The 22788-nt window shown below is 64.7% G+C and carries 19 protein-coding genes; 11 read left to right on the top strand and 8 right to left on the bottom strand.

All coding sequences use genetic code 11. The features are described 5' to 3' along the window. The 4 genes from QX034_RS18005 to QX034_RS17990 form a co-directional block, all read right to left on the bottom strand. Positions 1-1002, bottom strand: a complete 1002-nt coding sequence (locus QX034_RS18005; RefSeq protein ID WP_315701175.1) for an ABC transporter ATP-binding protein — start codon at positions 1000-1002, stop codon at positions 1-3. A 3-nt stretch (positions 1003-1005) separates the two neighbouring features. Continuing rightward, positions 1006-1899, bottom strand: coding sequence for an ABC transporter permease (locus tag QX034_RS18000; protein WP_409997824.1), 894 nt, complete (start codon positions 1897-1899; stop codon positions 1006-1008). After that, positions 1896-2846 (bottom strand): ABC transporter permease, encoded by a 951-nt coding sequence (locus QX034_RS17995; RefSeq protein ID WP_315701177.1) that lies wholly within the window; start codon positions 2844-2846, stop codon positions 1896-1898. Before QX034_RS17995 ends, QX034_RS18000 begins: the two co-directional genes overlap by 4 nt. A gap of 138 nt (positions 2847-2984) precedes the next feature. Next, positions 2985-3191 carry a DUF2934 domain-containing protein gene (locus QX034_RS17990; protein ID WP_315701178.1) on the bottom strand — a complete coding sequence of 69 codons (207 nt, stop codon included), beginning with the start codon at positions 3189-3191 and terminating at the stop codon, positions 2985-2987. Between the two features lie 65 nt (positions 3192-3256). Between QX034_RS17990 and QX034_RS17985 the strand changes: the two genes are divergently transcribed. Then, positions 3257-3991 (top strand): SDR family NAD(P)-dependent oxidoreductase, encoded by a 735-nt coding sequence (locus tag QX034_RS17985; RefSeq protein ID WP_315701179.1) that lies wholly within the window; start codon positions 3257-3259, stop codon positions 3989-3991. Positions 3992-4003: 12 nt separating this feature from the next. Here QX034_RS17985 and QX034_RS17980 read toward each other — a convergent pair whose 3' ends face one another. Further along, a complete protein-coding gene (locus QX034_RS17980; RefSeq protein ID WP_315701180.1) occupies positions 4004-4333 on the bottom strand; it encodes a hypothetical protein in 330 nt (109 codons plus the stop codon). A gap of 268 nt (positions 4334-4601) precedes the next feature. Here QX034_RS17980 and QX034_RS17975 point away from each other — a divergent pair, with 268 nt between their 5' ends. Genes QX034_RS17975 through QX034_RS17965 form a run of 3 tightly spaced genes read left to right on the top strand, consistent with a single transcriptional unit; the run spans position 4602 to position 7927 of the window. After that, entirely contained in the window at positions 4602-6005 is a 1404-nt protein-coding gene (locus tag QX034_RS17975) for a GH1 family beta-glucosidase (RefSeq protein ID WP_315701181.1), read from the top strand. Beyond that, positions 6002-6985 carry a glucokinase gene (gene glk, locus QX034_RS17970; protein WP_315701182.1) on the top strand — a complete coding sequence of 328 codons (984 nt, stop codon included), beginning with the start codon at positions 6002-6004 and terminating at the stop codon, positions 6983-6985. The genes QX034_RS17975 and glk overlap by 4 nt, the downstream gene beginning before the upstream one ends. A gap of 3 nt (positions 6986-6988) precedes the next feature. After that, positions 6989-7927 carry a 1-phosphofructokinase family hexose kinase gene (locus tag QX034_RS17965; protein ID WP_315701183.1) on the top strand — a complete coding sequence of 313 codons (939 nt, stop codon included), beginning with the start codon at positions 6989-6991 and terminating at the stop codon, positions 7925-7927. Here QX034_RS17965 and QX034_RS17960 read toward each other — a convergent pair. Beyond that, positions 7887-9029, bottom strand: coding sequence for an SbmA/BacA-like family transporter (locus QX034_RS17960; RefSeq protein WP_315742971.1), 1143 nt, complete (start codon positions 9027-9029; stop codon positions 7887-7889). The two genes, QX034_RS17965 and QX034_RS17960, sit on opposite strands and share 41 nt — an antisense overlap. Positions 9030-9299: 270 nt before the next feature. Here QX034_RS17960 and ppsA point away from each other — a divergent pair, with 270 nt between their 5' ends. Both ppsA and QX034_RS17950 read left to right on the top strand, forming a co-directional pair. Further along, on the top strand, positions 9300-11759 hold the full coding sequence (gene ppsA, locus QX034_RS17955) for a phosphoenolpyruvate synthase (protein ID WP_315701185.1): 2460 nt from the start codon (positions 9300-9302) through the stop codon (positions 11757-11759). Positions 11760-11926: 167 nt separating this feature from the next. Next, on the top strand, positions 11927-13453 hold the full coding sequence (locus QX034_RS17950; protein ID WP_315767205.1) for a Do family serine endopeptidase: 1527 nt from the start codon (positions 11927-11929) through the stop codon (positions 13451-13453). Between the two features lie 98 nt (positions 13454-13551). Here the strand turns inward: QX034_RS17950 and QX034_RS17945 are convergent, their stop codons facing one another. Together QX034_RS17945 and QX034_RS17940 are read right to left on the bottom strand one after the other, a co-directional pair. Then, positions 13552-14988: a lysophospholipase gene (locus QX034_RS17945; RefSeq protein ID WP_315701186.1), complete on the bottom strand. Its 1437-nt coding sequence runs from the start codon at positions 14986-14988 to the stop codon at positions 13552-13554. 171 nt (positions 14989-15159) lie between these two features. Further along, positions 15160-16185 (bottom strand): histone deacetylase family protein, encoded by a 1026-nt coding sequence (locus tag QX034_RS17940; RefSeq protein WP_315701187.1) that lies wholly within the window; start codon positions 16183-16185, stop codon positions 15160-15162. A gap of 233 nt (positions 16186-16418) precedes the next feature. Here QX034_RS17940 and QX034_RS17935 point away from each other — a divergent pair, with 233 nt between their 5' ends. From QX034_RS17935 to gudD, 5 genes are all read left to right on the top strand, one after another. Continuing rightward, a complete protein-coding gene (locus QX034_RS17935) occupies positions 16419-17195 on the top strand; it encodes a class II aldolase/adducin family protein (RefSeq protein ID WP_315701188.1) in 777 nt (258 codons plus the stop codon). 263 nt (positions 17196-17458) lie between these two features. Beyond that, positions 17459-18796, top strand: a complete 1338-nt coding sequence (locus QX034_RS17930) for an MFS transporter (protein WP_315701189.1) — start codon at positions 17459-17461, stop codon at positions 18794-18796. Positions 18797-19222: 426 nt separating this feature from the next. Continuing rightward, positions 19223-20128, top strand: coding sequence for a LysR substrate-binding domain-containing protein (locus QX034_RS17925; RefSeq protein ID WP_315701190.1), 906 nt, complete (start codon positions 19223-19225; stop codon positions 20126-20128). A gap of 135 nt (positions 20129-20263) precedes the next feature. Beyond that, entirely contained in the window at positions 20264-21208 is a 945-nt protein-coding gene (gene kdgD, locus QX034_RS17920) for a 5-dehydro-4-deoxyglucarate dehydratase (RefSeq protein ID WP_315701191.1), read from the top strand. Positions 21209-21383: 175 nt separating this feature from the next. Beyond that, a complete protein-coding gene (gene gudD / locus QX034_RS17915) occupies positions 21384-22739 on the top strand; it encodes a glucarate dehydratase (protein ID WP_315701192.1) in 1356 nt (451 codons plus the stop codon). Positions 22740-22788 lie beyond the last annotated feature (49 nt).

The following is a 22788-nucleotide window of genomic DNA, read 5'->3' as shown; positions in this document are numbered from 1 at the left end:
TCACGCCCCCGCTCCTGCCATCGCCGCATCGGTCCTGATGCATCGCGCCCCGTGACCCGCGCCGAGATCGACAGACGGCGGCAAGGCCGCGCGACACGCATCGACGGCGAGCGCGCAGCGATCCGCAAACGGACAGCCGGGCGGCAGGTCGACCAGCTCCGGCACGGTGCCGGGGATCGTGCTCAGCCGCTCGCCCTTTCTGGCGCCAAGCCGAGGCCGCGCGCGAAACAGCCCTTGCGTATAAGGATGCGCCATGCGCGTAAAGATCGCATCTGTTGCTCCGCTCTCCACCACCGTGCCGCCATACATCACCATCATGCGCCGGACGTTCTCGGCGATGACGCCGAGATCGTGGCTGATCAGGATCAGCGCCATGCCGCGTTCCTCGACGAGGCCCGCAATCAGATCGAGGATCTGGCGCTGGATCGTGACATCGAGGGCCGTGGTCGGCTCGTCCGCGATCAGCAAATCCGGTTCGCAGGCGAGCGCCATCGCGATGGTGATGCGCTGGCGCTGGCCGCCTGAGAACTGGTGCGGATAGGCATCGACGCGCCTGGCCGCATCGGGCAGGCCGACGCGATCGAGCAGTGCGATCGTACGGTCGCGCGCCTCCGCAGCGGTACAGCTGGTGTGCTTGCGCAGCGGCTCGGCCACCTGGCGCCCGATCGTGTGCATCGGATTGAGCGCCGTCATCGGCTCCTGGAAGATCATGCTGATACGATTGCCGCGGAGCGCACAGTAATCGCGATCCGGCAGGCCTAGCAGCTCGCGGCCATCGAGCCGAAGACTGCCGCTGACAACAGCGCGCTCCGGCAACAGGCCCATCAGCGCGAGCGCGGTGATCGATTTACCGGACCCGGATTCGCCGACCAGTCCCAAAGTCTCGCCGCGCTTCAATTCAAATGAGACCTCGCGTACCGCCTGCGCCGGCCCGCGGGCGGTGCTGAGCCTGATGCCGAGATTGTCGACCTCGAGCAGAGGTGCCTTGCTTGCTGCGCTCACGGTTCAACGCTCCCGCGCCAGTCTGGGATCGAGCAGATCGCGCAGCCCGTCGCCGAGCAGATTGAGACCGAGCACCGCGACTGCGATCGCCATGCCGGGATAGACCGCAAGCATCGGCGATTGGAACAGCAGACTCTGCGCGTCGTTGAGCATGCGGCCCCAGGACGGTTGCGGCGGCTGGGTGCCGAGGCCGAGATAGGACAGCGCGGCTTCCGCCAGGATGGCGAGCGCGAACTGGATCGTGGCCTGCACGATCAACACCGACATGATGTTCGGCAGCACGTGCTCGATCGTGATACGAAAGCGTCCCTTGCCGGAGGTGCGGGCCGCGAGCACGAATTCGCGCACCCAGATTGCGCCGGCCGACCCGCGGGTGACACGGACGAATACCGGGATCTGGAAGATGCCGATCGCGATGATCGACGTCACCATGCCGGGACCGACCACCGCCGCCAGCATGATCGCCGAGAGCACGGCGGGAAAGGCGAAGGTGAAATCGGAGAGGCGCATGACGAGCTCATCGGTCCAGCCCCTCTGTGCCGCAGCCGTCAGCCCGAGACAGACGCCGAAGCTGAGCCCGATGCCGACGGCAATGATGCCGACCAGGATGGTCGCGCGCGCCCCCACCAGCAGCAGCGAGACGATATCACGCCCGAGCACGTCGGTGCCGAGCCAGTGCGCCAGAGAGGGTGGCTGCAGCTTTGCGGCAATGTCGAGATCGTAGGCCGACCACGGCGTCCACAACAGCGAGAGCAGCGCAGCACAAAGCACGAGCAGGCACAGCACGCCGCCGGCGACGAAGCTCCGGTGGCGCAGCGCGCGACGCCAAAATCCGTTCCGTGAAGTCGGACGGCTGATCGTCACGGCGCCGGAAGCCAAAGGCGAGAATGACGTCACAGCTCGTGAACCTTGATGCGCGGATCGATGACGGCATAGAGCACATCGACCACGAAGTTGACGATGATGACCATCGCCGCGAGCAGCATGACGCAGTTGCGCACCACGATCAGGTCGCGATTGGCGATCGACTGGAAGATCAGCCGGCCGAGTCCCGGCAGATAGAACACGTTCTCGATGACGATCGTGCCGGCGAGCAGATTGGCGAATTGCAGGCCCATCACGGTCAGCACCGGAATCATCGCATTTCGCAGCACGTGTTGCCAGAGCACTTCGCGTCTCGTCAGTCCCTTGGCGCGCGCCGTGCGCACGAAATCCTCGCGCAGCACTTCGAGCACCGCCGAGCGCGTCACGCGCGCGAGGATCGCGGCCTGAACCACCGCCAGCGAGATCGCCGGCAACAGCAGCGACTTGATGCCGGACCACAGCCCGTCATCCCAGCCGGCAAAGCCGCCCGCGGACAGCCATTGCAGTTTCACCGCGAACAGCAGGATCAACAGGATCGCGAACCAGAAATTGGGCAGCGCGATCCCGATCTGGGTGAGCGACATCACCCCGACATCGCCGAGCTTGTTGTGGTTGGCCGCGGTGTAGATGCCGGCCGCCAGCGCCAGCACCGCGGTGAGTGTCATCGCCATGATCGCAAGCGGGATGGTGAGAACCAGCCGTTCCGCGATCAGGCCGGCGACCGGCGTGCCATAGGCATAGCTGTTGCCGAGATCACCCCCCACCATGCCGCCGAGCCAATGCGCGTAGCGAACCACGAGCGGCTGGTCGAGCCCCAGCTTGACCGCAAGCGCGCGCACCGCGTCAGGCGAGGCGTCGGCCCCCATCAGCATCTGCGCCGCATTGCCCGGAAGAGCGTCCAATATCAGGAAAATGATCAGCGACGCGCCGACCAGGGTCGCAACCAGGGTCAGAAATCGTCGCAGCAGGAATACGCTCATCCGAAGTCACGAAGCCTTCATCATCGTGGCGGCACGATCCACGGGATCGCGGCCCGATGCAAGCAATCTCAACGCGCATGGCGCCAACCACACGTCTGACACAACAGGTATGGCCGGTCAGCCCGGGGAGCTGATCGGTCAGAGATTATCCGGCGTTTTCAGCTCGTGGCGGACCCGCTCCTCCTTGATCTGCCGCTCCGCCTCCAGCCAGAATTCCGCGTCGCGGCCGCTCGGGCGGCCGGCCTGCTCCCAGAGCTGATGGGCGCGGGTTCTGATCTCCTGGTCGTCCATGACGGTCATCATCTGCTCCTGCATCTTGCGGCCCTCACCGAGATTTGCGGCCAAGTCGGCACTCCCCGGCGTTAAAGCTCGGCTTCCCATCAACGCGCGAAACAGTCCTGGAGACAGTCATGGCCGATCAATTCCTTCGCGGGCGCAGCGCTCTGGTCACCGGCGGCTCGCGCGGCATTGGCGCTGCCATCTGCCGCGCCCTGGCCGAGGCCGGCGCGTCCGTCGCCATCAACTACCGGAACCGCGCCGATGAGGCCGAGCGGCTGGCGGCAGAGCTGAGTGACAAGGGCGTCCCTGCCGCGGCCCTTCAGGCCGATGTGTCGGTGGCTGCCGCCGTTGCCGATCTGGTCGCCGCGGTGGACGCCAAGCTCGGCCCGGCCGACATCCTCATCAACAATGCCGGCATTGCGATCACCCGCGCCGTCGAGGAGCTCACCGAGGCCGATTTCGACACCACGATTGCGGTCAATCTGAAATCGGCATTTCTCTGCACCCAGGCCGTGCTGCCGGGGATGCGGGCACGCCAATGGGGCCGCATCGTCAACATTTCCTCGGGCGCGGCGCGCGGCGCCGGCGCGATCGGTCCGCATTACAACGCCTCGAAGGCCGGGATGGAGGGGCTGACGCGCGGCTACGCCGCCCGACTGGTCAAGGACGGCATTACGGTCAACGCGGTCGCGCCATCCCTGATCGCGACCGACATGATGAAGGAGCAACAGGCGCTGGTTTCGCGCATTCCGCTCGGCCGCTTCGGCCTGCCGGAGGAAGTCGCCAAGGCCGTGATGCTGCTGCTCGACAATCCCTATATGACGGGCCAGACCATCGCGATGAGCGGCGGCATGGCGTTCAATTGACACGCCTCGAAATCAGCCTGCGACCGCGCCGAGCAGAAGGCTGACCTGGCCGTTGCCCCACAACGGCAGCAGCACCCGCGACAGCTCGCGGCCCGACGCTTCGGTCAGCCGCAGCAGGGTCGGCTCGCCCGCCTCCACCGTGGCGCTGGCCTGCGCGCGCAGATAGCTGAGTTCTGAGTTCGGGGCGATCTCGTCGAGGAACGAACCTTGGCTCACCGCCGGCAGTCCTGCGCTGGCGAATTCGAAGCGGAAGCGCTCCGGGCCGGTGAACACCTGCAGCAGGAAGGCCTTGCCCAGCAGCTTTTCCAGCGCCGGAAGTGCGAGATCGTCGGCAAAGGGCATGCCGTTTTCAGCGCGCCTCAAGCCTCGCCAGAGCGCGTGCAGGGGTTCGAGCTTCTCGTCCAGGCGACCGGGAAGCGGGAGCGGATTGCGACACAACATGAATCTTGAACCTCTTGCATGATAGCCGCGCCTCGCAAACACACGCGGCTCCTGAAACTGAGCCTATGGGCCAGACGTCAGGGCGTGTTGATCCTGGTCAATGGGTGGTTCCGCAGCCCCGGCATCATGACCCGGTGAGATCGGCCATGACGTGCAGGCAAGTTTGGAAATGACCATCAACATCGACAGAACTCGACACCCTGGCGCCGCCGCCCCGTCACAGCGCGGCTTTCTCTGGGGCGCCTCGACGTCGAGCTATCAGATCGAAGGTGCGGCGCATGTCGATGGTCGCGCCGACAGCATCTGGGATGTCTATGCGCGTCCGCCCGGACGGGTGAAGAACAACGACAGCGGCGAGGTCGCCTGCGATCATTATCATCGCTATCCCGACGATGTCGCGTTGATGCGGGAGCTTGGCCTGAATGCCTACCGTTTCTCGATCGCCTGGCCGCGCGTGCTGCCGCAAGGCCGCGGCGCTCCGAACGAAAAGGGCCTCGCCTTTTACGACCGGCTGATCGACACCCAGCTCGCAGCCGGGATCGAACCCTGGATCTGCCTCTATCACTGGGATCTGCCGCAGGCGCTCGATGATCTCGGCGGCTGGCAGAACCGCGATATCGCCGGCTGGTTCGCCGATTACGCCGCGCTGATCGCGAAGCGCTATGGCGACCGGGTCAAACACTTCGCCACCTTCAACGAACCATGTGTGTTCACGCTGTTCGGCTATGGCTTCGGCTGGCACGCGCCCGGGGTCGCCGACAGAGCCGCGCTCCACAAGGCGATCCACCATGTCAATCTGAGCCACGGCAAGGCGATCGACGTGTTGCGCGCGAGCGTGCCCGGGGCACGGCTCGGCGCCGTCCACAACCGCCAGCCCTGCTATCCCTGCACCAAGAGCCCGGCCGACGCCGCGGCTGCGCTGCGGTTCGCCGAATATTGGAACGACGCATTCCCGCTGCCGCAACATTTCGCCTGCTATCCCCCGACCCTCGCCGAGGCGGTTGCCCCCTACGTCCAGCCCGGCGACATGGCGCAGATCGCCCGTCCCCTGGACTGGTTCGGCCTCAACCACTATTCGCCGCACTACATCAAGGCCGACAGCAACCTGATCGGCGCCAGCTTCGGCGCGCCGCCCGATGACGTGCCGCGCACGGCGATCGGCTGGCCGATCGTGCCGGACGCATTCCGCGATACCCTGCTCGACATTCACAAACGGTTCCAGCTGCCGATCTATGTGACGGAGAACGGTACCGCCGCTGACGACACGCTTGATGCCGCGGGCGGCGTCCAGGACGACAGCCGCATCGCCTACCTGAAGGCCTATACGGAGGCGATGGCACAGGCGATGGCGGCTGGCGCCGATGTGCGCGGCTATTTCGTCTGGTCGCTTCTGGATAATTTTGAATGGGGCTCGGGCTATTCACAGCGCTTCGGCATTATCTATGTCGACTTCGCCACGCAGCGGCGCATTCCCAAGGCATCTGCGCGGTGGTATGCGGACATGATTGCGGCGCAGCGGGCCACTAAAGGTCGCTCTGTCCGCACCAACCGGGTGGAAGCGGCTGAGGGATGAGCGATCACGTTCTTCTGGGCGATATCGGCGGAACCAATGCGCGCTTCGCGCTGATGAGTCATGGCGCAATTGGGCCGATCGAGCATCTGAAGGTCGCCGACTTTCGCTCCATTGCCGACGCCATCACATCGTTTCTATCGCGATGCGCCGCGGGAGCCTCGCCCACCGCCGCCGTGCTCGACGTTGCGGCGACGATCGAACAGAATCGCGGCGTCCTCACCAACAGCCATTGGACCATCGACGGCGCCGAACTCGCGCGGCAATTCAAGCTCGCCTCGGCAAAGCTCCTGAACGATTTCGAGGCCGTCGGCTGGTCGCTGCCGGCGCTGCAACCGGCCGACCTCTTTCCGCTCGGTGGCGGACGGGCTGCGGCCGGCGCGCCGATGCTGGTGCTCGGTCCTGGAACCGGCTTTGGTGCCGCCTGTTATCTGCCCGGCGATGGTCACCCCGTGGTTGTCGTCACCGAAGCCGGCCATGTCACTTTGCCGGTGACGAGCGAACGCGAGGCCAAGGTCGTCGCCAAGATGCGCGAGCGTCTTGGTCATGTCTCGGTCGAGCGCGGCGCGCTGTCCGGCATGGGCATCGAACACATCTACCAGGCCATTGCCACGCTCGATGGCGTGACGGTGCCAGAGCGCGATGCTGCAGCCATCACGCATAGCGCGCTCGACGGCAGCTGCACGGTCTGCCGCACCACCCTCGACATGTTCTGCGGCTGGCTCGGCACCGTCGCCGGCAACCTCGCGCTGACCTTCTGCGCACGCGGCGGGGTCTATATCGCGGGCGGCATCGCCCCGCGCTTTCCGGACTATCTGGCGCGATCGGACTTCCGCAGCCAGTTCGAGAGCAAGGGACGCTATGATGCGTACTTGCGAGCCATCCCCGCCTATATCGTCACCCGGCCGGACATCAGCTTCCTCGGCCTGAAGTCCTATTTCGAGACGGCCGTTATGGCCAAAGCCGGGGCGACGGTCCGCTAAGCCATGAGCAACATCGTTACGATCACGCCGAACCCCGCGGTCGACCTCTCGACGGAGGTCGAGAAGATCGTGCCGGTGATGAAGCTGCGCGGCACCACGCAGCGGCGCGACCCCGGTGGAGGCGGCATCAATGTCGCGCGTGTCATCACCCGGTTCGGGGGCAACGTCACCGCGGTCTACCCGGTCGGCGGCGCGACCGGTGCCCTGCTCAACAAGCTGGTCGCACGCGAGGGTGTGGCCAGCCTGACATTTCCGACAGCCGACGAGACGCGCGAGGATTTCTTCGTACAGGAAGCTGCGACCGGGCAGCCCTACCGCTTCATCCTGCCGGGCCCGACGCTCGACGAGCGCGAGTGGCAGGCGGGGCTCGCGCTGCTGACCGCGCTCGAGCCATTTCCCCGTTATGTCATCGGCAGTGGCAGCCTGCCGCATGGTGTGCCCATCGACTTCTATGGCCGGGTGGCGAAGCTCGCGCGTGAGCGCGGGGCGAGGTTCATCCTCGATACGTCCGGGCCGGCGCTGGCCGCCGCCGCAGAGGCGGGAGTCGACCTGATCAAGCCGTCATTGCGCGAAATGCGCGAACTCGCCGGGGGCGAGCTCGCCGATGCGGCGCAATGGGAGACCGCCGCGCGTGCGCTGGTTCACAGCGGCAAGGTTGGGACGGTGGCGCTCACCATGGGCCATCTTGGTGCGGTCCTGGTCACGCGCGACCTCGTGCTGCGCGCCCGGCCGCTTGCGATCACGCCGGTCAGCGCGGTCGGCGCCGGTGACAGCTTTCTCGGCGCTCTCGTCGCCAAGCTCGCCGCGGGCGCTGCAATCGACGAGGCCTTCCGCTGGGCCGTTGCCGCCGGTGCTGCGGCGCTCCTGCATCCCGGCACGGCGCTGTGCGATCCAATTGACGTCAGCCGTCTCGCCGGAGAGGTACAGTTGCAGGCGGCGTGACATCACTACAGCCGGCATCGGCCGCTGCACCGTGATGGTTGAGGCGGTCGAGCGACAGCAGCAATCCGCCGACCCGCTGCAGCGAGGAGATCCAGTCGGCGACGCGGCCGTAATTGTCGACCAGCCAATTGAACGAGCCCTGCACCAGCGTGAAGGCCGCCGCTGCCTGTGTCAGCTCACCGAGTGTGATCGAGCCGTTGAGGAACTTCGGCGCGCACAGCACGAGCCCGATGATCGGCGCCAGCAGCGAGTTGGTGTGCGACACCAGCGTCGTGCGCACAAGCTGCCAGCACAACCGCTTCCATTGCTTGATGACGTGCTGCAGCGCTTGCCAGAGCCCGCTGATGACGCCAGGAGCCAATTGCTTCGGCGTCACGCCTTCGCCGATGTCACGGAGCAGATGCGCCGCGGTGATCAGCTCGGCCTCGGCCTGATCCTTGGTCTGGATCACACGCGTCAGCGGCGAACCGACCAAGATCATCGCCCCGGTGACGAGGCCGGAATAGACCACCACGCTCACGACGAGATAGCCGGGGATCCAGAACCGATGGCCCGACAGGCTGAACGAGATCGATCCACCGACCTCCCACAGCACCTGGATGAAGATGATCGCGGTGAGAAGCGAGGAGATCACGCCGAGCGCGAAATCGACCGGCGCATCGGTCGCGACCCTGACATCCTGGGCGATCCGATATTCCGGTATCTTCTGGTCGCCCTGCACGGCGGCGAGCCGCGCGTAGCGCTCGTTCTCGACCCAATAGTTGGTCACCTTCTTCGTCAGCCACTCCCGCCAATTGCGTTGCATGGTCATGCGGCCCCACACTGAAGTAACGGCGAGCACGACGCTGCTGGCGCAGAGCGGGACCAACAAATAGGCCTGATGACGCAAGCGCGCCGGATCGCGGCTGTCCAGCGCGTCAAAGAAATCCCTGTTCCAATAATTGAAGCGGAACTGGACGTAGAGCTGGAGCACGACAACGACCACCAGGACGGCGCATAGGACCCACACGCGCCAAGCCGCGGACCCGCACCAGAAGCGCCGGGCGGTGAGCCAGAACCGCGACCATTCGCGATTGGCGTCCTCCTCGATGTCTTCGGGCATCATGGCTCGTTGCGATCCGTGCCGCGATGAACCCTGACAGCGGACGTCATCGCATTATCCTTCTTCAGCATGCATCGTGCGCGAGCGGGCAGGTCGGTGAAGATACGCTAACGTCATTTCGTTGACATGCCCTTTCTCCTCCCACTCCCTTTCTCTTCGCGCTCATAATGTTAGAGCCTATCATTCGCACCGGCTTGATCCTCCGCAAGGCACTCCTCCCGCGACCCGGCAAACTGTTCCGATGACGCTGCAGTGCGGGAGAACTGGCGAATGACGGCAATTCAAACTGCCCCTGACTATATCCGTTGGTTCAAGGACCTCCGCATTGAGGATGTGCCCCTGGTCGGCGGCAAGACCGCCTCGCTCGGCGAGCTCTATTCGGCGCTGGCGCCGCAGGGTGTTCGGGTACCCAACGGCTTTGCCATCACGGCCGCGGCCTATCGCGACGCTTTGCGCGAGAGCGGGGCCGACGACGAGCTTCGCAAGCTGCTCGACGGCCTCGACAAGCGCCGTATCGCCGATCTCGCCAAGCGCGCGGCCAAGGCGCGCGCGATCGTCTATGACGCAACCGATCGTGCCGATTTGCGCAAGCAGGTCAACGAGGCCTATCGCCTGCTCGAGCAGGAATATGGCAGGGCGGCAGCCGTCGCGGTCCGCAGCTCGGCCACTGCGGAGGACCTGCCCAATGCAAGCTTTGCCGGCCAGCATGACAGCTTCCTGAACATCCGCGGTACGAAAGACCTGTTCGAGACCTGCCGGCGCTGCTTCGCCTCGCTGTTCACCGATCGCGCGATCTCCTATCGCATCGACAACGGCTTCGATCACTTCAAGGTGGCGTTGTCGGTCGCGATCATGAAGATGGTGCGTTCCGACATCGCCGCGAGTGGCGTCATCTTCACGCTCGACACCGAAAGCGGCTTCCGCGACGTCGCGTTCATCACCGGCGCTTACGGCCTTGGCGAGAACGTCGTGCAAGGCGCGGTCGATCCGGACGAATTCTATGTGCACAAGCCGACCTTCAACGCGGGATTCCGTGCCGTGCTATCGCGCCGGCTCGGCGCCAAGGAAAAGCGCATGGTCTATGCCAAGACCGATGCGAAGACGAAGACACATGGCACGACCACGCGCAACGTCGCGACGCCGCCATCCGAGCGCAGCCAGTTCTGCATCTCCGATGCCGACGTGCTCGAACTCGCGCAGGCAGCCATCGTCGTCGAAAATCACTATTCGCAAAAGGCCGGCCGGCCGACGCCGATGGATGTCGAATGGGCCAAGGACGGCAACGACGGCGCACTCTACATCATCCAGGCCCGGCCGGAGACGGTGGCCTCGCGGCGCACGCCCGATGCGCTGGAAACCTACGCGCTGAAAAAGCCCGGCAAGGCGATCGCGACCGGGCGCGCCGTCGGCGAGAAGATCGCCGCGGGCAAGATCCGCCTGGTCAAAAGCGAACGCGACCTGCGCGCCTTCCGCCCCGGCGAGGTGCTGGTGGCAACCTCGACCAGCCCGGACTGGGAGCCGGTAATGAAGACGGCCGCCGCGATCGTCACCGATCATGGCGGCCGCACCTGCCATGCGGCGATCATCGCCCGCGAGCTCGGTGTCCCTGCCGTGGTCGGCACCGAGAACTTCAGCAAGCACGCAAAGACCGGCACGACCGTGACCGTCTGCTGCGCCGAAGGCGACGTCGGCCACGTCTATGACGGGGCATTGCCGTTCGAAGTGACCAAGGTCGCGATCGACACGCTGCAGAGACCGCGCACGGAGATCATGGTCAATCTCGGCAATCCCGAAGTCGCATTCAAGACCGCGATGATGCCAAATGCGGGCGTTGGCCTTGCGCGCATGGAATTCATCATCAACCAGCACATCGGCATCCACCCGATGGCGCTCGCCACACCCGACAAGGTCAATTCCGCGAAGGACCGCAAGACCATCCAGAACCTCACCGCGCGCTACAAGGCACCGGCGGATTTCTTCGTCGAACGGCTGTCCGAAGGCGTCGGCACCATCGCGGCCGCGTTCTACCCGCATCCGGTGATCGTGCGGCTGTCGGACTTCAAGACCAACGAATATGCGAGCCTCATTGCCGGGCGCGATTTCGAGCCTAAAGAAGAGAATCCGATGCTCGGCTTCCGCGGCGCCTCGCGCTATGCGCACCCCGCCTATGCAGCTGGCTTTGCACTCGAATGCGCGGCGCTGCGGCGCGTGCGTGACGTGATGGGGCTGACCAATCTGAAGATCATGATTCCGTTCTGCCGCCGGGTGGACGAAGCACGCAAAGTCATCGAGACCATGGCCGGACACGGCCTCGAGCGCGGCGAAGGTGGCCTCGAGATTTTCATGATGTGCGAAATTCCGAACAACGTCATCCTGATCGATCAGTTCGCCAAGCTGTTCGACGGCTTTTCGATCGGCTCCAACGACCTGACCCAGCTGACGCTCGGCGTCGACCGCGACTCCGACATCGTGGCCTTCGATTTCGACGAGCGCGATCCCGGCATGCTGAAGATGCTCACGCTCGCGGTCGAAGGCGCCAAGCGCAACCGCCGCCATGTCGGCATCTGCGGCGAGGCGCCGGCGAACTATCCGGAGATCGCGCGCTTCCTCACCGAGCTCGGCATCGACTCCATCAGCGTCAATCCCGCCAGCGTGTTGCGCACCATGGAGATCGTGCGCGAAGCCGAGCGGGAATTGGCCGCCCGCGCTCCACAGGCGCTGGCGAGCTGACGTCCGCGCCTGGTCACGCGCGGCAAGAACTTGATGACGGCAACCTGATTACGGCGAATTAATTCCGCGGACAGGATCAATTAATTCGCCCGACAGGACACCGTAATCCCGTCGTTGTACCTCCGAAGCGGGGCAGTTGAGCTTTCGCATTTCGGAGAGAGACGATCATGACAGATACCAATCAGCCACCCCGCCGCAGGCCGTTTGCCAAGCGCCGGCTGGCCCTGCTCGGCTCGGTCGCCATTATCGGCGCCGGCGTGATGCTGGCCGGCCCGCTCGCCACCGGACACTTCACCGAGAGCGCATTCGCAGCCACGCCCACAGCGCAATCCGAACAGGGACCGCGTGGTTTTGCCGACCTCGTCAGCAAGGTGAAGCCCGCCGTGATCTCGGTGCGGGTGCGCATCGATGAAGCCTCCGACGGCAACGTGCTCAGCCGCAATGACGAGCTTCCGGACCTGCAACCCTTCATGAACGGGACCCCGTTCGAGAAATTCTTTCGCCGCTACGGCAACGGCAACGGTCCGCAGATGCAGGGGCATCAGCTGATCACCGGCCTCGGCTCAGGCTTCTTCATCTCCGCTGACGGCTATGCAGTCACCAACAATCACGTCGTCGATCATGCCAAGTCGGTCGAAGTCACCACCGACGACGGTCAGACCTACACCGCCAAGGTGATCGGCACCGATCCCAAGACCGATCTCGCCCTCATCAAGGTCGATGGCAACCACAACTTCGCCCATGTCGATTTCGAGACCCAGATGCCGCGTGTCGGCGACTGGGTGGTCGCGGTCGGCAATCCCTACGGCCTCGGCGGTACGGTCACGGCCGGCATCGTCTCCGCCGAAGGGCGCGACATTGGCAACGGTCCCTATGACGACTACATCCAGATCGACGCGCCGATCAACAAGGGCAATTCCGGTGGCCCGACCTTCGACGTCAACGGCAATGTGGTCGGCGTCAATACCGCGATCTACTCGCCGTCCGGCGGATCGGTCGGCATCGGCTTCGACATTCCCGCCGCCACCGCCAAGCAGGTGATCGCGCAGCTGAAGGACAAGGGCACTGTGACGCGCGCCTGGCTTGGCGTGCAGGTGCAGCCGGTCACCGCAGGGATCGCAGAGAGTATCGGCATGAAGAACGCCGCGGGCGCCCTGGTCGATGAGGCCCAGCCGGACACGCCAGCCGCGCAGGCAGGCATCCAGGCAGGCGATGTGATCACCGCGGTCAACGGCAACGCAATCAAGGACTCCCGCACGCTGGCCCGCGAGATCTCCGGCATGAGCCCCGGGACCAGCGTCAAGCTCGACATCCTGCGCAAGGGTGAACCCAAGAGCATCAACGTCACCCTGGCGACAATGCCCGGCGAGCAGAAGCAGGCCAACGCGAGCGAGCATGAGAACGGATCAGTTCCCGGCCTGCCGCATCTCGGCCTGTCGGTTGCGCCGGCGGATCAGGTCGCGGGCGCCGGCAGCAAGGGCGTCGTGATCACGGCGGTGGATCCGGACGGCCCGGGCGCCGAACACGGGCTGAAATCCGGCGACGTTATCCTCGATGTCGGCGGCAAGAGCGTCGCCAATGTATCCGATCTGCGCAATGCGCTGTCCACGGCGAAGTCGGACGGCAAGCATGACGTGCTGATCCGGGTCAAGACCGCCGACAACACTCACTTCGTGGCGGTGCCGATCGGCTGATCGGCATGACCCTGCAAGCCCGTCGCGGTGCTTCCTTCAAGACCGCGGCGGGCTCGGCTTGTTGTCTGCCCACGACTTGTCTGCCGCGATCCGATCCGTCACAACGCCGATTTGAACCAGTCGAGCACGGTCGAGTTGCCGCCCACCACGTCGCCTTCACCGTACAAGCTCGCCAGGAACGTGCCACGATGGCTGGCGCCGGCAACTGAAACGCCTTGCATGAAGTGGCCGTTCGCCGCGAGCGACATCTTCACCAGCCGTGGCGGTAGCGCCTCGTCAGCCGCGCCATAGTAGAACCGCATCGGCGCGTCATAATCCCAATAGGTCGTGCTGTTGGCGGCGAGGTGACGCAGGAAGCGGCTGTTGGTCTCGTGGGTGAAGCGGTCGAAGAAGCCATCGACCAAAAGGTCCGGTGGCTGTGGCACCGCTCGGCTGAAGGCGTCATCCATGCTGTAGTCGGACCAGTACTTCTCTGCCAGCGCGATGTGCTGCGGCTTGATCGCGGTCTTGAACAGATCGGTGAGCCGATACTGCAGGCGATAGCTTCCGAGCAGGATGATGACGCAGGGCGTGATCCAGATCGGCGGCTTCGGATAGGCGCTGTCGGCCGACGGGTCGGCGCCGGCCGTGACCCAATAGCGCATCGACTCCGGAAGATTGTTGAACGGGCTCTGCGCCGCGCTGGCCGCCACCTTCACGCGTCGCCGCTGCAGCTCCTGCCGCAGCCACTGCGTGTTCAACGCGCCCTGCGACCAGCCGTTGAGGAACAGCGCTCTCTTGCGAAAGCCGAGCTGGTCGAGCGCCAAAAGACCTGCGTTCAGCACGTCCAGGCAGCACTGCACCGTGGCATCTTTTACGGCATAAGCTTCGCCGCGGCCGTCCCGATACGGCCCCTTGCCGAGATAATCGGCTGCGATCAGCGCAAAACCGTTCCCGACCAGTCGCTGAATGTTGAACAAGGTCTCGATCGAATCGACGTTGTCGCGCAGCTCGTAGTTCGGATCCGCCAGCTTGATGAGATTGGACGGGACCTGATCGAAGGACAGGATGGTGCCATGCTGCCATGATACCACCGGCAGCGGACCTTTGTGATCGGCGGGCAGCGCGAGCAGGCCGCTGACCTTGACGCGCTCGCCCGTCTCGGGAACACGGGTGAAGGTGGTGAGCCGCCGCAGCTCGACATCGACGCGCGCCCCCTGCTTGTCAGCGGAGAATGGCGGGAGGATGTTGTGCTCGTTGAACACCGCATGGAATTTTGCCGCAAGAGCGTCGAGCCGATCCTTGGCCACACGGACCGGACGGCCGAGGCCGGCGCCGCTTGATGCCTGCGGTCGGGCGACAGCAGGACCGCCTGGGATGGACAGCGCGGCTGCGCCAAAGGCCAGGCTTGCCGACGTCAATAGGCGCCGGCGGGAGAGCTGTCCCGCCATTGCTGCAAGCCCGAACTCCTGCTCGGGAAGTCCGACGCTTGGATCGGCTGCTACGATGTCAGCGTTGGCACGACACCGATCGTGCCCCGTCATTTGCCGCTTCATGCTTTCCCTCCGAACAGAATCAGACGGAAGGTAGTCCGCAAAGACTAGCAGTTGCTAAACGCGGAGTGATGGGACCGAAGCTCAAGCGTCTCGGCACAAACGTCCCACCACCGCGAATGATTCTCGATAGGCCGCCCGCGGCTGCGATCCGACGAACCGAGAGCGGTTCCCTCACCTTGCCTCCTCGAATCCCGCCAGCACTGCGGTGAGATTCTGGCCGAGAATATCCGAGAGATAGCCGCCCTCCTGCACGAACACCGTGGGCAGCCCCAGCCGCGCGATATCAGCCCCAATGCGTTTGAAACCGGGCGTGGTGACGGTAAGGCCGGCGAGCGGATCGTGCTCGGAAGCATCGAGCCCGAGCGCCACCACCAGCGCGCCCGGCGCGAAGGCGCGGATGGTCTTGTCCGCATCTCCCAGCACCGCCATGTAACCGTCATCGCCGGTCTTCAGCGGCAGCGGAATGTTGAGATTGGCGCCTAAGCCGGCGCCTTCGCCGCGCTCATGCGCATAGCCCCACACGAACGGATAGTAATAGGTGGGATCGGCGTGGATCGATACCGTCAGCACATCGCCGCGATCGTAGAAGATGCCCTGCGTGCCGTTGCCGTGATGCACGTCGACATCGAGGATCGCGACGCGCTCATGGGTGAGACGCAGATGCGCGGCGGCAATAGCGCTGTTGTTCATGAAACAGAAGCCGGAGGCGATATCGCGATAGGCATGATGGCCCGGCGGACGACACAGCGCATAGACGGCGTCTTCACCATCCATCACCAGCTGCGCCGCCGTGGTCGCAATGTCCGTCGCCGCGCAGGCGCCGGCCCAGGTGCCGGGACCGATCGGCGCGGAGGTGTCGGTGGTGTGCCAACCGAGCCGTCCGACGATATGGGTCGGATAGGTGCCGGCGTTACGCACCGGGTGCATGTTCGGGATCATCTCTGACCCGGAATCGCCGAGCGCCGCCCAGGCGTCCCACGCCTCCTCCAGAAACCTCAGATATTCGGGACTGTGCACGCGCGCACGTGGCCCCTGGCCGAAATTGATCGGCGCGACCAGTTCGTGGCTGCCGGCCTTCAGGCCTGCCAGCAGACGATCCGCACGTTCGGGCTGTTCGGTGGTGCGCTTGACCACACCGCGCACCAGGTAGAATTGCGGATCGTGGCTGCGATGCAGCTCGCTGTAGACGGCCTTCACCTGACATCACTCCTGTTTGAGAGATGCCGAATTGTGCACGCGCGAACGGACAGCACAAGCGCAGACCGCCAAATCCTTGGCGGCCTCCCGTGACGAGACTTCCATCGCGCGGAACAATGCCCGCGCTTCCGCCGCATGCGACTAACTCCTATGCGCCGGCTGTCGACAGTTTGAGCTTGCTCGTCCGCCGCCCCTGAACGAAAGTTCGGGCAAACGGCACAAGGACAAGCCAGATGATGACCACGCATGTGAAGCCCGAGACCCTGACGGATGCGAACAGGCAGGCGCGCGTCGATCTCGCCGCCGCCTACCGCCTGATCCACCGGCTCGGCATGGATGACAGCATCTACACCCACATCTCGGTCCGGCTTCCCGGCACCCATGACCGCTTCCTGATCAATCCCTATGGCATGCGCTTCGAGGAGGTCACAGCCTCCAACCTCGTCACTGTCGACATCGTGGGCAAGGTGACCGACGATCCGCTCGGACTCGGCATCAATCCGGCGGGCTTCACCATCCACAGCGCGATTCACATGGCTCGCCCCGACGTCGCCTGCGTGCTGCACACCCACACCGTTGCCGGCGTCGCCGTGTCGTCGCTGAAATGCGGGCTGCTGCCGCTCAATCAATGGTCACTGCAGTTCGCTCATCGCGTCGCCTATCACGACTTCGAAGGCATCGCCCTCGACCTCGACGAGCGGTCGCGCCTGATCAACGATCTCGGCGACAAGTACGTGCTGGTGCTGCGCAACCACGGCCTGCTGACCTGCGGCCGCTCGGTCGCGGAAGCCTTCAAGCTGATGCATAACCTGGAGCGCTCCTGCAAGGCACAGCTTGCGATCCAGGCATCCGGCGCCGAGATCAACCACGTGTCGGACAACATCGCTCGCCACACCGCCGAGCAATATGCCAAGGGCTACGACAAGCTGGAGCAGGAAGGCCGGCCGGACAGCGAATGGGCCGCATTCAAGCGCATGCTGGAGAAGACCGATCCGGACTATGTGAACTGACACGATCGCCAGCTTCGTCGCCAAGCGTGATGGCCGGGCTTAGCCCGGCCATTTGCGTTTCTGCCCGCGCCTCACAGCCCCGACGCACCTCGCGCACGACGTTCATCGGCGGCGCTGGACACGCATGATGTGATCCAACTTTTAGGCGGCTGCAAACCGATCGATACAAAATTTGTATCGATCGATACAGGCTTCGGCTTGGACCGGCGGCCTGCGCCTCTCTAGACAGGCCAAAGAGGAAAAAATCCAGGGAGGTGTTGCGCATGAGCGCAATTGTGTCGGTGGCCGAGGCGCGACGATCGCGGGTCAGGCTGTTCATCGTGACCATGCTGTTCCTGGTCACGACCGTCAATTACGCCGACCGGGCAACACTCTCGATCGCGGGTTCTGCGCTCTCCAAGGAACTGCGTCTCGATCCGGTCGCGATGGGCTACGTGTTCTCCGCCTTCGGCTGGTCCTATGTGATCGCGCAGGTGCCGGGCGGCTGGCTGCTCGACCGCTTCGGTTCGCGCTGGGTCTACGCCATCAGCATCCTCACCTGGTCGGTATTCACGATGCTGCAGGGCTGGATCGGCTTCTTGAGCGGCGGCGCGGCCGTGACGATGCTGTTTGCCCTGCGTTTCCTGGTCGGCTTCGCCGAGGCGCCCTCCTTCCCGGCCAATGCCCGCATCGTCGCCGCCTGGTTTCCCAGCAATGAGCGCGGCACCGCCTCGGCCTTCTTCAATTCGGGCCAGTATTTCGCGACCGTGATCTTCGCCCCGCTCATGGGCTGGATCGCGCATGAGTTCGGCTGGCGCCATGTCTTCACTGTCATGGGCTCGCTCGGGCTCGTGATGGGCGCGCTCTGGATCAAGACCATGTACGACCCCAAGGAGCACCCGGCAGTCAACGAGGCCGAACTCGACTACATCCGCCAGGGCGGCGCGCTGGTCGATCTGGATGGCGCCAAGGAAGCCAAGTCCGCGTCGAGTGGACCTGGCTGGTCGCATATCGGCCAGCTGCTCAGCAACCGGATGATGCTCGGCGTCTATATCGGCCAGTACTGCATCAACACCCTGACCTATTTCTTCCTGACCTGGTTCCCGGTCTATCTCGTCAAGGAGCGCGGGCTGTCGATCCTGCAGGCCGGCTTCGTCGCCACGCTGCCGGCGCTGTGCGGCTTCATCGGTGGCGTGCTCGGCGGCTTCATCTCCGATGCCATCCTGCGCAGGACCGGATCGCTGACGCTGGCGCGCAAGATCCCGATCGTCGGCGGCATGCTGCTGTCGATGGCGATCATCGGCTGCAACTATGCCGAAGGCCAGGCGCTGGTGGTCGGCCTGATGGCGCTGGCCTTCTTCGGCAAGGGCATCGGTGCGCTCGGCTGGGCGGTCGTCTCCGACACCTCGCCGAAGGAAGCCGGCGGCGTCTCCGGCGGCCTGTTCAATTCCTTCGGCAATCTCTCCAGCATCACCACGCCGATCGTGATCGGCTACATCCTGGCCGCCACCGGCTCCTTCAACGGCGCCCTGGTCTTCGTCGGCCTTAACGCGCTGGTCGCGGCGATCGCCTATCTCTTTATCGTCGGCAAGATCGAGCGAGTCCAATTGCGAACCTCCTGAGCACCTCGCGTGGGTGGCTCACCTTCAACGGCGGCCTCGGCCGCCGTTTTTTTTACGCGCGCCGTGCATCGTATCAAATGGTATCGCAACCGCAGTCCGCTCCCCTCCCCCAGCGGGGAAGGGTTGGGGGGTGGGGGTCCCCACGCGCGGACCGTCGTGAGTATCTCCGATATTGCAATTCATCGGTACGGACGCGCGAGAACAAGACCGCAGCCGTCGCTGAGCCGAATGACTCATCGATCGGGATACTGATTGAATGCGCGCTCTCTCGTATCGAGCGCGACTCGTGGACCCCCACCCCCGACCCCTCCCCGCAAGGGGGAGGGGTCCGACCGCCATCGGCGCACTTCTCCCCACATTTTCACCCGGTGTGATCAATGCTAATGCGCGTTCCGCACCAGCTCGATCCATGCCAGGGAGGCATCGATGTTCGATCTCAACCAGCTCCGCTGCTTCGTCACCGTGGCCGAGGAGTTGCACTTCGGCCGCGCCGCCGCCAGGCTCAACATGACGCAGCCCCCGCTCTCCCGGCAGATCCAGGTGCTCGAGCACATCATCGACGCAGCGCTGCTCGAGCGCACCAGCCGTTCGGTGAAACTGACGCCGGCCGGGCGCAGCTTCCTGCCCGAGGCGCGGCGCATCCTGAAAATGGCGGAAAGCGCAGCGCAGGTTGCGCGCCGCATTGCCAAAGGCAAGAGCGGCTCGCTCAAGATCGGCTTCACCGCGGCTGCGGCCTACGGCTTCATGCCGGAGCTATTGGCCGCCTGCCGGACGCGATTGCCCGAGGCTGACCTGTCGCTGAAGGAGATGGTCTCCGGCGACCAGATCGAGGCCCTCGCCTCGGGACAGATCGATGCCGGCCTGCTGCGGCCGCCGATCGCACGCCCGGAACTCGCGACCAAGCGCGTGGTGGCCGAGCAATTGCTCGCCGCCGTGCCACGGCGGCACCGGCTCGCCTCCGTCGATAGTGTTTCGATCAAGGATTTCGACGGCCAGCCCTTCATCATGTATTCGCCGTCGGAAGCGCGCTATTTCCACGATCTGCTGGTGTCGCAATTCATGCGCGCCGAGGTGCTGCCGCGCTATGTCCAGCACCTCAGCCAGATCCATTCCATTCTCTCGATGGTGCGCGCCGGGCTGGGCGTCGCGATCGTCCCGCAGGCAGCGAGCAGCCTGAAGATCGCCGACGTGAAACTGCGCCCGCTGAAGCTGCGCAATGCTGCTCCGGTCGAGCTCTTCATGGTTTGGCGGCGCGAGCACGACAACCCGTTGCTGCCTGCCTTGGTCGACATCGCAGGCAGTCTTGCGACCCTGCAGCACGGCGAGGATTGATGCCGATCCGATATCGATCGATACCGTGATTGGCTTGGACCGGCATCGGACTTGGCCTTAACGAAAGGCCTGAAGGACGCGATGTCTGGTGCGAAAGTTCTGCGTCCGTTACGGATTTCCCAAAGGAGCGGCGCGATGAGCAACATGACCCCAAAGGAGATGGCGACCCGGATCGGCGGCGGCCTGCTTTCCTTCCCCGTGACGCCCTTCAAGGCGGACTATTCCTTCGACGAAGCGACCTACCGCTCCAACATGGACTGGCTGTGCGGCTATGACGTCGCCGGCCTGTTCGCCGCCGGCGGCACCGGCGAGTTCTTCTCGCTGACCGCAGCCGAGGTCCCGCAGGTCGTGAAAGTCGCGGTCGAGGAAACCAAGGGCCGCGTGCCCGTGCTCGCCGGCACCGGCTATGGCACCGCGATCGCGCGCGAGATCGCGCTTGGTGCCGAGAGGGCCGGCGCCGACGGTCTGTTGCTGCTGCCACCCTATCTGATGCATTCCGAGCAGGAGGGCCTCGCCGCCCATGTCGAGGCCATCTGCGCCTCCGTGAAGATCGGTGTCATCGTCTACAACCGCGACAACGCGATTCTGCAGCCGGACACGCTGGCAAAGCTGTGCGAGCGCTGCCCGAACCTGGTCGGCTACAAGGACGGAATCGGCGACATCGAACTGATGACCCGGGTCTATTCCAAGCTCGGCGACCGCCTGACCTATATCGGCGGCCTGCCGACGGCCGAGACCTTCGCCCTGCCCTATCTCGACATGGGCGTCACGACATATTCATCGGCGGTGTTCAACTTCGTGCCGGAATTCGCAACCCAGTTCTACGCCGCGGTGCGCCGACGCGATCATGAGGCGATCCATGCAGGGCTGAAGGATTTCATCCTGCCGCTGATCGCGATCCGCAATCGCAAGAAGGGCTACGCGGTCTCGATCATCAAGGCCGGCATGAAGGTGATCGACCGCGATTCCGGTCCGGTGCGTCCGCCGCTGACCGATCTGACGGAGGCGGAAATGGCGGAGTTGACCGCGCTGGTGGCGAAGTTGCCGAACGCGCTGCCGGCGCGGCAGGCGGCTGAGTAATTTCAGTGTCATTCCGGGGCAAGGCCGTAAGGCCTTGAACCCGGAATCTCGACATTCATGGAAAAGAATTGATGGAAGAGAAAAGACGCAAGCCAATCTCGAGATTCCGGGTTCAGCCCTGACGGGCTGCCCCGGAATGACGATGGTACTAACAAGGCGGCCAAAGGAGGAGCAGATGATCCAGGATACCGTCCGCACCGGGTTCACCGGCGCGCCGGTCGTGACCGCGATGGAGGTGATCCCGGTCGCCGGCCGCGATAGCATGCTCCTCAACTTAAGCGGCGCGCACGCGCCATTGTTCACCCGCAACCTCGTCATCCTCACCGACAATGCCGGCCACACCGGGGTCGGTGAGGTGCCAGGCGGCGAGAAGATCCGAAAGACGCTGGAAGATGCGCGCGACCTGATCGTCGGCCAGACGATCGGCGCCTGCAACAACATCCTGGCGGCGATGCGCGAAAAATTTGCCGATCGCGATGCCGGCGGCCGCGGCAAGCAGACCTTCGATCTGCGCGTGACGATCCACGCGGTGACGGCCGTGGAATCAGCGCTGCTGGACCTCTTGGGCCAGCATCTCGGGCTGCCGGTCGCAGCGCTGCTCGGCGAAGGCCAGCAGCGCGCCACCGTCGAGGTGCTCGGCTATCTCTTCTTCATCGGCGACCGCACCAGGACCGATCTTCCCTACGCCACCGGCGAAGGCGAAAAGGATGGCTGGTTCAGGCTGCGCCACCAGCAGGCGATGACGCCGGACACCGTCGTGCAGCTCGCCGAGGCCGCGCGCGACGCTTACGGCTTCGCCGACTTCAAGCTGAAGGGCGGCGTGCTCGAGGGTGCAGCCGAGATCGAGGCGGTCACCGCGCTTGCCAAGCGCTTCCCCGATGCGCGCGTGACGCTCGATCCCAACGGCGCCTGGTCGCTCGATGAGGCGATCCGGCTGTGCAAGGACATGCACGGCATCCTCGCCTATGCCGAGGACCCCTGCGGCGCCGAGGCGGGCTTCTCGGGTCGCGAGATCATGGCCGAATTCCGCCGCGCGACCGGACTGCCGACTGCAACCAACATGATCGCCACGGACTGGCGACAACTTGGCCATGCGCTGCGGCTGGGCGCGGTCGATATCCCACTGGCCGATCCCCATTTCTGGACTCTGCAGGGCTCGGTGCGAGTGGCGCAGACCTGCAGGGACAACGGGCTGACCTGGGGCTCGCATTCCAACAACCATTTCGACATTTCGCTGGCGATGTTCACCCATGTTGGTGCGGCCGCCCCCGGCAAGGTGACAGCGATCGACACCCACTGGATCTGGCAGGACGGCCAGGCGTTGACCAAGGAACCGCTGTTGATCAAGGACGGCAAGATCGCCGTTCCCGACCGTCCCGGCCTCGGCGTCGAGATCGATCGCGCCGCCATCGAAAAGGCCCATGCGCTCTACAAGCAACATGGGCTTGGCGCCCGCGATGACGCGATCGCAATGCAGTACCTCATCCCCGGCTGGACGTTTGACGACAAACGGCCCTGTCTCGTGCGTTAACGCATTTGATGGGGTAAGGTGCCCGTCCAATCGCGCAACTTCTCGGAGA

Source organism: Bradyrhizobium sp. SZCCHNR3119, from assembly GCF_032487775.1.
In the GTDB taxonomy this organism is placed as follows: Bacteria; Pseudomonadota; Alphaproteobacteria; order Rhizobiales; family Xanthobacteraceae; genus Bradyrhizobium.
This window is presented reverse-complemented; position numbering and strand designations above follow the sequence as displayed.

What these genes read in the sequence shown, in the direction of transcription:
- QX034_RS17965 (WP_315701183.1), top strand. Translation starts at nt 6,989, where the DNA reads ATGAGCAACATCGTTACGATCACGCCGAACCCCGCGGTCGACCTCTCG.
- QX034_RS17950 (WP_315767205.1), top strand. Translation starts at nt 11,927, where the DNA reads ATGACAGATACCAATCAGCCACCCCGCCGCAGGCCGTTTGCCAAGCGC.
- QX034_RS17960 (WP_315742971.1), bottom strand. Translation starts at nt 9,029, where the DNA reads ATGCCCGAAGACATCGAGGAGGACGCCAATCGCGAATGGTCGCGGTTC.
- QX034_RS17945 (WP_315701186.1), bottom strand. Translation starts at nt 14,988, where the DNA reads ATGAAGCGGCAAATGACGGGGCACGATCGGTGTCGTGCCAACGCTGAC.
- glk (WP_315701182.1), top strand. Translation starts at nt 6,002, where the DNA reads ATGAGCGATCACGTTCTTCTGGGCGATATCGGCGGAACCAATGCGCGC.
- gudD (WP_315701192.1), top strand. Translation starts at nt 21,384, where the DNA reads ATGATCCAGGATACCGTCCGCACCGGGTTCACCGGCGCGCCGGTCGTG.
- QX034_RS17985 (WP_315701179.1), top strand. Translation starts at nt 3,257, where the DNA reads ATGGCCGATCAATTCCTTCGCGGGCGCAGCGCTCTGGTCACCGGCGGC.
- QX034_RS17975 (WP_315701181.1), top strand. Translation starts at nt 4,602, where the DNA reads ATGACCATCAACATCGACAGAACTCGACACCCTGGCGCCGCCGCCCCG.
- QX034_RS17980 (WP_315701180.1), bottom strand. Translation starts at nt 4,333, where the DNA reads ATGCCCTTTGCCGACGATCTCGCACTTCCGGCGCTGGAAAAGCTGCTG.
- QX034_RS17935 (WP_315701188.1), top strand. Translation starts at nt 16,419, where the DNA reads ATGATGACCACGCATGTGAAGCCCGAGACCCTGACGGATGCGAACAGG.
- kdgD (WP_315701191.1), top strand. Translation starts at nt 20,264, where the DNA reads ATGAGCAACATGACCCCAAAGGAGATGGCGACCCGGATCGGCGGCGGC.
- ppsA (WP_315701185.1), top strand. Translation starts at nt 9,300, where the DNA reads ATGACGGCAATTCAAACTGCCCCTGACTATATCCGTTGGTTCAAGGAC.
- QX034_RS17995 (WP_315701177.1), bottom strand. Translation starts at nt 2,846, where the DNA reads ATGAGCGTATTCCTGCTGCGACGATTTCTGACCCTGGTTGCGACCCTG.
- QX034_RS17930 (WP_315701189.1), top strand. Translation starts at nt 17,459, where the DNA reads ATGAGCGCAATTGTGTCGGTGGCCGAGGCGCGACGATCGCGGGTCAGG.
- QX034_RS17925 (WP_315701190.1), top strand. Translation starts at nt 19,223, where the DNA reads ATGTTCGATCTCAACCAGCTCCGCTGCTTCGTCACCGTGGCCGAGGAG.